We start from the raw sequence: 9,099 nt of genomic DNA, 5'->3' as shown, positions 1-9,099 counted from the left end.
GAAAGGGCTGCGCAGCAGCCCCGGCAATCTTGCAGGATGGCTGATATCCCGGGGCCGCTGCGCGCCCCTTTCGCGACACAAGGCCGCTCCCACAAGGAACCGTGCGCCGCACAGACATGAAAAAGGCGACCCTGAGGTCGCCTTTTTCTTTTCACCATCCCGCGATCAACGAGCCGGGCCTTCAGCCACGCCCAGGTCGTCGGTCGGACGGGTATCGACCAGCGGCGCACCACCGGAGGCCAGCTCCGATGCCAGCTTGTCGTTGTCCATTTCCTTCACCCACTTGGCCACGACCACGGTGGCAACGGCGTTGCCAACCAGGTTGGTCAGCGCGCGGGCTTCGGACATGAAGCGGTCGATGCCGAGGATCAGCGCCAGGCCGGCAACCGGCAGGTGGCCAACGGCCGACAGGGTGGCGGCCAGGACGATGAAGCCCGAACCGGTAACACCGGCAGCACCTTTGGAAGCCACCAACAGCACCAGCAGCAAGGTGATCTGGTGAGTGATGTCCATGGTGGTGTCAGTGGCCTGGGCGATGAACACCGCAGCCATGGTCAGGTAGATCGAGGTGCCATCGAGGTTGAACGAGTAACCGGTCGGGATCACCAGGCCAACCACCGACTTCTTCGCACCCAGGCGCTCCATCTTGGCCAGCATGCGTGGCAGGGCCGACTCCGAGGAGGAAGTACCCAGCACGATCAGCAGTTCTTCACGGATGTAGCGGATCAGCTTAAGGACACTGAAGCCGTGGGCGCGGCAGATACCGCCCAGCACCACCAGCACGAACAGCAGGCAGGTGATGTAGAAGCAGGCCATCAGGTAGCCCAGTTGCACCAGCGAGCCAACGCCGTACTGGCCGATGGTGAAGGCCATTGCACCGAAGGCACCGACCGGGGCCAGTTTCATGATCATGTTGATGATGTTGAACATGACATGGGCGAAGCGGTCGATCATGTCCAGCACCGGCTTGCCATAGCTGCCCAGGCGGTGCAGGGCGAAGCCGAACAGCACGGAGAACATCAGCACTTGCAGGATGTCGCCGTTGGCGAAGGCGCCGACCACGGTGTTCGGGATGACGTTGAGCAGGAAGCCGACAGTGGTCTGCTGCGCGCCGGCGGCGGCGTAGGCAGCCACGCTGCTGGCGTTCAAGGTGCTGACATCGATGTGCATGCCAGCGCCCGGCTTGACCACGTTGACAACGACGAGGCCGATGATCAGGGCGACCGTGGAGACGATTTCGAAGTACAGCAGCGCGTAGCCGCCAGTCTTGCCGACCGACTTCATGCTCTGCATGCCGGCGATGCCGCTGACCACGGTGCAGAAGATGATCGGGGCGATGACCATCTTGATCAGTTTGACGAAGCCGTCCCCCAAGGGTTTGAGGGCGACGCCCGTCTCCGGATAGTAGTGGCCGAGCAGGATACCGATGGTGATGGCGACCAACACCTGGACATACAGGGATTTGTACAGCGGCTGACGTGTCGTCATGGCTAATTTTCCTCAAGTGTGCCGGTTCACCCTTCCCAGGGCGATGGGGCACCTGAATCGCTAACCCTCCTGCACCCGGAGGGATTTGTCGTTGTGTTCGAGCTGCCTGGGCAGGCCTCTGCGAGGATCAATAGCAAGGGTGGTGCCAAAATGCCCACGAAGGGTGCAAGTGCCGTATTTGCGAGGGATAAACGCCCAACGACGGGGCGAATTGCCTGAGGAAGGCTGGCGGATTTCCGCCCGGTGGCGGGATTTGTACAGGGGCATTGGCGGGAATCCGCCCATTGTGATTTGCCTATGCGGGCCCTTTCGCGGGCTTGCATAGGCTACAAAATCAATCCAGGTTGAAGGTGATCCTGAACGCCGCGCCCCCCAGAGGAGAATCCCCCAGGCTCAGCTCGGCGTCATAGCTGTCGACGATATCCTTGACCACTGCCAGCCCGATCCCCTGCCCCGGGTGCTGGCTGTCCAGCCGCTCCCCACGCTCCAGAATCCGCTCACGCTGGCCCGCCGGCACCCCCGGCCCGTCGTCCTCGATGCACAAGGTCAACTGCCCAGGCGCCTGCTCCAGGCTCACGCGCACCTGGCCCAGGCTCAGGCGGTAGGCGTTCTCCAGCAGGTTGCCCAGCAGCTCCAGCAACGCGCCCTGCTCCATCGGCACCTGCGCCGCATCGGGCAGTTGCAGCGTCACGTCCACCCGCTTGTCCCGGTACACCTTGGCCAAGGTGCTGCACAGGCTTTCGAGCAACGGCCGCAGCAACACGCTGTGGCGTACCAGGCCGCTCTTGCGCAGGCTGGCGCGTTGCAACTGGTAGTCGATCTGCTGGCTCATGCGCTCGATCTGGCTCTGCAGCACGCGCGCCTGCTCGCGCTCGCCGCTACGCTGCTGCAGGCTTTCGCCCACCCCCTGCAACACCGCCAGCGGTGTCTTCAGGCTGTGCGCCAGGTCATCGAGCGAATCACGGTAGCGCTGACGCTGCTCGCGCTCGCTGCGCAACAGGCGGTTCAGCGAACCGGTCAGGCGCAGCAACTCGCGTGGGTGTTCGCCGCTCAGGCCATCCCGCACTCCCGACTCCACGTCGTCCAGCTCGCGGCTGAGCCGGCGCAACGACCGCAAGCCCCAGGTCAAACCGGCCCACAGCAGCACCAGCAGCGCCAGCAAGGCCGCGCCAAAGCCCAGGTAGAGCTTTTCGCGCAGGCCATCAAGGGTGTGCTGGTACTCGCGCACAGGTTGCAAGGCAACGATGCTGTAGGCGGCGCTCTGGCCACCCAGCAGCTTGATCTCGACGTCGTACACAAAAAACTCTTCGCCATCGGCCTGGTGAATGCGGGCGAATTCGTTGCCGCGGCCGTCGTAGCGCGGGCGGTAGTTGATGTTCTGCGCGGCGGTTGCCCGCGACTGCCAGACCAGCTTGCCGTCGCGGTCGAAGATATAGCCGAGCAGGCCGGTGTACGGCAGGTTGTAGCGCTCGTCTGGCAGCAGCGTCGGCATCTGCAGTTGGCCGTGTTCGATACGCGCTGCGGAAATCAGCGTAGTCACATCCGAGGCCAGGCGTTGTTCGATCGACTCCTGCAGGGCCAGGCTGAAGGCCTTCTGCAAGGCCGGCAGCAACGCCAGCATGAACAGCAGCGCCAGCACCGCGGCCGCCAGCATCAGGCGCACCCGCAGCGAACGGATCATCGGCAGCGCTCGGTGAACAGGTAGCCCAGGCCGCGCACGGTGTCGATCGGTTTGAAGCCGTGCTCGCCCTCAAGCTTGCGCCGCAAGCGGCCGACCAGCACTTCGATGACATTGGGGTCGCGTTCCTCGTCACCTGGGTACAGCTGCTCCATCAGGCGGTCCTTGGCCACCACCTGCTGGTGATGGCGCATGAGGTATTCGAGGATGCGGTATTCGTAGGCGGTCAGGGCCAGGGGCTGCTCGTCCAGCGTCGCCTGCTTGCGGTTGAGGTCGAGCACCAGCGGGCCGGCGGCAATGGTCGACTGGGTGAAGCCGCTGGAGCGGCGCAGCAGGGCGTTCAGGCGTGCCTCGAGTTCTTCGAACTGGAACGGCTTGACCAGGTAGTCGTCGGCACCGGCGGCCAGGCCCTCGACCTTGTCCTGCCAGTTGCCGCGGGCGGTGAGGATGAGAATGGGGAAGGTCTTGTCCTGGCTGCGCAGGCGCGTGATCAGTTCCAGCCCGCTGATGCCGGGCAGGCCCAGGTCGATGATGGCCAGGTCGAAGTGGTATTGCCCGGCCTGGTACAGCGCCTCCTCGGCATCGGCGACCGCCTCGACCACATGGCCGCCTTCGCCCAGGCGGGTGTAGAGGTGATGGCGAAGCAGGGCTTCGTCCTCGACCACCAGCAGTTTCATGTGCAGCTCCTTGATATGTATTGCCTGTACCGGCCTCTTCGCGGGCACGCCCGCTCCCACAGGGATCGCACAGGCTCCAAGGCTCGTGCAGTACCTGTGGGAGCGGGCGCGCCCGCGAAAGGGCCGGTACAGGATAACCCGGCTCGCCCGTCAGAACTTGTAGCTTGCAGCCAGGTAGGTCTGCGCGCTGCTGGTCAGGCGCAGGGTGCCGTCCTTCGGCCCGCCGTGCGCACCCACTTCGGTGGCGGCATTGGTGCGCAGGTAACGGTAGCCCAGTTCCACAGAAGCCTTGTCGGTGATGTCCTGGATCACGCCGGCCTGCAGGCCATAGGCGTAACCGTAGTCGGTATCCCGGCTGGCCCCCGGCGAGTCCTGGGTCAGCTTGGTCACGCCCAGGCTGCCGCCGCCGAACAGCTTGGTGGTATCTCCCACCGGCAGGAACAGGTCGTAGCTGCCCAGCAGGTTTTCCTGGCGCAGCTTCAGGCCGCTGTGGTCGCCCGAGACATTGTCGTAAGTCATGTAGTAGCGGCCCTGGTCATTGATCTTGCCCACTCGCACGCCCCAGGTGTCGTCCTTGCCGATGATGCCGTCGGCGTTGAGGTGGTCGGTGTTGCGCTGCAGCAGGCCGGACTTGCGAACCTTGTCGCTGGTCTGGCCGTAGGTCAGGCTGGCGAAGTTGTCGTCAGCGGCCTGTGCGGTGGTGATGCCAGCGGCGCAGACGGCCATGGCGGCAAGCAGGGTGTTGAAGGTTTTCATGGCTGGATACTCCAGTTGAGTGCGCTGTTTCGGTCTGGAAGCTAGAGTAAGCAGGGCACCCTGAACCGCGACTGAACCCTGGCTGAACCCCGGCTGAACGAACCGTTTGAAGAACAAGGAGTAGTGACCATGCGCGCCCTGCTGGCCTTGACCCTGATGTGCAGCGCCGCCCTCGCCCAAGCGGCGGTACAAACCCGCGAGATCCCCTACCAGGACGCCGACGGCAATCGCCTGGTCGGCTACTACGCCTATGACGACGCCATCGAAGGCAAGCGCCCCGGCATTGTCGTGGTGCATGAATGGTGGGGGCTGAACGACTATGCCAAGCGCCGCGCCCGCGACCTGGCAGCACTGGGCTACAACGCCCTGGCTATCGACATGTATGGCGACGGCAAGCAAACCGAGCACCCTGCCGACGCCAAGGCATTCATGACAGCAGCGATGAAAGACCCCAAGGCCGCGGAGCGGCGCTTCGATGCCGGCCTCGAACTACTGAAACTGCAGCCGAACACCAACAAGCACCAGTTGGGGGCGGTCGGTTATTGCTTCGGCGGCAAGGTGGTACTGGATGCCGCACGCCGCGGCGAAAAGCTGGACGGCGTGGTGAGCTTCCATGGCGCACTGGCCACCCAGACCCCGGCCAGGCCTGGGGTGGTACGCGCGGAGATCCTGGTCGAGCACGGCGCGGCAGACAGCATGGTTACTCAGCAGCAGGTGGAGGCATTCAAGGCCGAGATGGATGCAGCCAAGGTCAACTATGAGTTTGTCAGTATCGAAGGGGCCAAGCATGGGTTTACCAACCCGGATGCAGACCGGCTGAGCCATGGCGAGCATGGCGGGCCGGATATCGGCTACAACAAGGCGGCGGATGAAAGATCGTGGGCGGATATGCAGGCGTTCTTCAAGAAGGTGTTCAAGTAAACAACGCGAGGGGCCGCTTTGCGGCCCAATCGCCGGCAAGCCAGCTCCCACAGGGGCCGCGCAGAGCTTGGGCCGTGCCCTGTACCTGTGGGCGCTGGCTTGCCGGCGATTGGGCTGCAAAGCAGCCCCTGCGATCCGATCTCCCACACCGTCGCCTCGGCTGGCACAATACCCCCCATGAACACACTCCCCGCCTGCTGCGCCCCGCTCCAGCACCACTGGCCCCTGCCCCGCCCCCTACCCGGCGCGGTGCTGGTCAGTTGCGCCTTCGACCCCGCCCGCCTGGCACCCGATGACTTCCAGCGCGCCGGTGTCGTGCCAGGCGACAGCCTGCAGCGCTCGGTGGCCAAGCGCCAGGCCGAGTACCTGGCTGGCCGGGTATGTGCCCGCGCCGCGCTGCAGCGCCTGGACGGCCGTGACTACGTGCCCGGTACCCACGAGGACCGTTCGCCCATCTGGCCCGCCGGCATCCACGGCTCGATCACCCACGGCAAAGGCTGGGCTGCCGCCGTGGTTGCTGCCGAGGGCAGTTGCCAGGGCCTGGGCCTGGATCAGGAAGCACTGCTGGATGACCAGCGTGCCGAGCGGCTGATGGGCGAAATCCTCACCCCCCCCGAACTCGAGCGCCTGGACCGCCGCCAGCTCGGCCTTGCCGTCACCCTGACCTTCTCGCTGAAGGAAAGCCTGTTCAAGACGCTCTACCCGCTGACCCGCCAGCGCTTCTACTTCGAGCACGCCGAAGTGCTGGACTGGTCCGCCGACGGCCTGGCCCGCCTGCGCCTGCTCACCGACCTGTCGCCGCAGTGGCGGCATGGCGCCGAACTGCAGGGCCAGTTCTGCCTGCAGGACGGCCACCTGCTCAGCCTGGTCAGCGTCTGACCGTCACAGCGGTGCCTGCTGCCGTGGCCAGTTCAGGCTGAAGCAGGCACCACCCAGCGCGGCGCTGCGCCCCACTGTGGCGCGCCCCGCGTGCCAGTAGATGATCCGCCGCACGATCGACAAGCCCAGGCCATGCCCGCCCGAAGCGCGGGTACGGCTGTCGTCGAGGCGGGTGAACGGTGTGAAGATACGGTCCCAGACGCCCTCGGGGATCCCCGGGCCGTCATCCTCCACATCGATGCGGCAGCGTTGCTGCCCCAACTGGTAGCTCAGGCGCACCTCGGCCTCGGCGTGACGCATGGCGTTGCCCACCAGGTTCTGCAGCGCCCGGTGCAGGTAGCGCGGTTCGGCTTCGACCCAGGCGCCTTCGCCATCGGCGCCCTGGCACTCACCGCGCACCACCCTTACCTCGGCACGCAACGGCGCAAGCTCTTCGATCACCCGGTCGAGCAAGGCATCCAGGTCTACCCGCTCGAACTTCAGCGCCGGTGCGCCCTGCTCCAGGCGGGCGTAGGTGAGCATCTCGTCGACCAATTTGTCGAGGTCCTGGATATCGCCGTCCATGCCCGCCAGGTGCTTGGCCCGGGCCTGCTCGGTGGTGGCACTTTCGATCATCTCCAGGCCAAAGCGCAGACGTGCCACTGGCGTGCGCAGCTCGTGGGAAACCGCCCGCACCAGTTCGCGTTGCATGGTCAGCGAGCGCTGCAGGTGCTCGGCCATGCCGTTGAAGGCCGCGGCCAGACGCCCCACCGAGTCGGCGCCGCCGGCCGGCACGCGGGTGTCCAGGCTGCCTTGGGCGATGCGCGTGGCGGCAATCTCCAGGCCCGACACGCGCCGCTCCAGTTGGCGTACCAGCAGGTAGACCACCAGGCCGATCAGGCACAGACCAAGAAAGGTTATCAGGATCAGCAACTGCGGCGGATAGGGGTTGAGCTGGTACAGCGGGCCGATTTCCAGCACCCAGGGCGAACCCGCCAGCCCGGCGAACACACGGATCGAGTCGCCATCCTTGCCCAGGGCCATGACCGTATCGCCCTCCTCGACCCGGCGCCGCTGGTCATCGTCCAGGCTCACCCGCTCGATGCGCTGCAGGGCCACGCCAAAGCCGAAGCCCTTTTCTTTCTTGATCTGTGCCAGGCGCTGCTGCTGTTCGGTCACCGGGTAGCGCACCAGTTCGTCGGCCAGCAGATAGAGGGTGGCCCGCGCCAGTTGCTCGCTGATCTGTTTGATCTGCGCCACAAGCATCAGGTCTTCCTGGCCGACCTTGCGTAGCACCTCGGCCGCATGCGGGCCGGTCTTCTCGACCACCACCAGGCCGCGGTACAGGCGCGCCCGCTGACCGCCATCGAGTGTGCGCGCGGTCATGGGCTGCAGCGCCAGTGGCACGCCGAGCAGGCGCTCCCAGATCAGCAGCGAGCGCTTGCGCTCGGTATCGTTCTGCAGCGCCAGGTTGTCGGCCATCAGGCTGAAGGTGCCCTGGGCCAGGCCTTCTCGGTGCTGGGCGACACGCACTTCGTTGACCAGGTGCAGGCTGAGTACACCGAGCAGGGCCACCAGCACCAACACGGCCAACATGCCGCCATAAATACGCAGGAAGATCGAATTGTTCATGGGGCCTCGCCGACGAACAGGTAGCCCTTGCTGCGAAGGGTCTTGATCAGCCTTGGCTGGAGCGGGTCGTCGCCGATCTTTGGGCGGATCTTGGAAATGCGTATGTCGATGGAGCGGTCCTGCCCGTCGTAGCCGACCCCACGTAGCGCGGTGAAGATCTGCTCGCGCGTCAGCACCCGGCCGGCGTTGCTGGCCAGCAGCCAGAGCAGGTCGAATTCGGCGCCGGTCAGCTCTATCAGCTGTTCGCCCAGGCGCGCCTCGCGCAGGCGATTGTCGATGCGCAGCGCGCCGAAGGCCAGGTCCTGGCGCTTGCTGTCCGGTGCTTCGCTGCGGCGCAGCAGTGCCTGGATACGCGCCAGGAGGAGCCGTGGGCGTACGGGTTTGCAGACATAGTCATCGGCCCCAAGGTCCAGGCCCTGGACCTGGTCGAGTTCATCGCTGCGGGCGGTCAGCATGAGGATCGGGCCGAGGTACTGGCTGCGCACCCGACGACAGATGCTCAGACCGTCCTCGCCGGGCAGCATCAGGTCGAGAATGACCAGGTCAGGCTGGCTGTCGACGATGCGCCGCGCGGCGCGAGCGCCATCGCCCTCGACGCTGATTTCGTAGCCGTTGGCCTGCAGATACTCGGCGGTGAGCTCGGCCAGGCGCTGGTCGTCTTCGACGATGAGGATGCGGGGTGCGGGGTGGTCCATGGCTTGTGCCTATGTTTGTTGTTTTTCTATGGCCTGTGCCGGCCTATTCGCGGGTGAACCCGCTCCCACAAGGACCGCACCGCTTTCGAACCCTGTGCAGTACCTGTGGGGCGTGCCCGCGAAGGGGCCGGTGCAGGCAACATACCCTTTAACCAAAAGGCAACATCTGCTTCGGATACTACGTCCCGCCCCCGGGCACTGCCAACCTGCCAGCAGCCCCTCGACTGAACCGTTTTTTGTGATAGGGTTCGCGCCCGAAAAATTCTGCCCCGGGGCAGCAAGACGCAGAAAAATACTGCAAACCACTTGGCACAAGGCCTACAGCGAATACCCACCATTCACTCACAAAGTACGCACAAGTTATCCACAGGCGCTCGCCTTGCAAAGCCCCCGA

At 65.1% G+C, this 9,099-nt stretch carries 8 protein-coding genes; 2 read left to right on the top strand and 6 right to left on the bottom strand.

The window, feature by feature from the left end:
* Positions 1-165: 165 nt before the first annotated feature.
* From ACLCGK_RS32215 to ACLCGK_RS32200, 4 genes are all read right to left on the bottom strand, one after another.
* Positions 166-1,488 (bottom strand): dicarboxylate/amino acid:cation symporter, encoded by a 1,323-nt coding sequence (locus ACLCGK_RS32215; protein ID WP_013973834.1) that lies wholly within the window; start codon positions 1,486-1,488, stop codon positions 166-168.
* Positions 1,489-1,822: 334 nt separating this feature from the next.
* Positions 1,823-3,169, bottom strand: a complete 1,347-nt coding sequence (locus ACLCGK_RS32210; RefSeq protein WP_410953648.1) for an ATP-binding protein — start codon at positions 3,167-3,169, stop codon at positions 1,823-1,825.
* Positions 3,166-3,843, bottom strand: coding sequence for a response regulator (locus ACLCGK_RS32205; protein ID WP_004375868.1), 678 nt, complete (start codon positions 3,841-3,843; stop codon positions 3,166-3,168). Before ACLCGK_RS32205 ends, ACLCGK_RS32210 begins: the two co-directional genes overlap by 4 nt.
* A 150-nt stretch (positions 3,844-3,993) precedes the next feature.
* Positions 3,994-4,599: an outer membrane beta-barrel protein gene (locus tag ACLCGK_RS32200; RefSeq protein WP_013973837.1), complete on the bottom strand. Its 606-nt coding sequence runs from the start codon at positions 4,597-4,599 to the stop codon at positions 3,994-3,996.
* A gap of 129 nt (positions 4,600-4,728) precedes the next feature.
* On the opposite strand from ACLCGK_RS32200, the gene ACLCGK_RS32195 reads away from it, so the two are divergent.
* On the top strand, positions 4,729-5,520 hold the full coding sequence (locus ACLCGK_RS32195) for a dienelactone hydrolase family protein (RefSeq protein ID WP_015271495.1): 792 nt from the start codon (positions 4,729-4,731) through the stop codon (positions 5,518-5,520).
* A gap of 177 nt (positions 5,521-5,697) precedes the next feature.
* The gene (locus ACLCGK_RS32190) at positions 5,698-6,399 is read left to right on the top strand and encodes a 4'-phosphopantetheinyl transferase family protein (RefSeq protein ID WP_410953647.1); all 702 of its coding nucleotides are present in this window, start codon (positions 5,698-5,700) and stop codon (positions 6,397-6,399) included.
* 3 nt (positions 6,400-6,402) lie between these two features.
* On the opposite strand, the gene ACLCGK_RS32185 is transcribed toward ACLCGK_RS32190, so the two are convergent.
* Together ACLCGK_RS32185 and ACLCGK_RS32180 are read right to left on the bottom strand one after the other, a co-directional pair.
* Positions 6,403-8,010: an ATP-binding protein gene (locus ACLCGK_RS32185; RefSeq protein WP_410953646.1), complete on the bottom strand. Its 1,608-nt coding sequence runs from the start codon at positions 8,008-8,010 to the stop codon at positions 6,403-6,405.
* Positions 8,007-8,705: a response regulator gene (locus ACLCGK_RS32180; RefSeq protein ID WP_410953645.1), complete on the bottom strand. Its 699-nt coding sequence runs from the start codon at positions 8,703-8,705 to the stop codon at positions 8,007-8,009. The genes ACLCGK_RS32185 and ACLCGK_RS32180 overlap by 4 nt, the downstream gene beginning before the upstream one ends.
* Positions 8,706-9,099: the final 394 nt, after the last annotated feature.

The sequence above is a fragment of the Pseudomonas sp. S1(2024) genome (assembly GCF_046557535.1).
The sequence above is the reverse complement of the archived record's forward strand: the minus strand, read 5'-3'. Positions and strand labels throughout refer to the sequence as shown.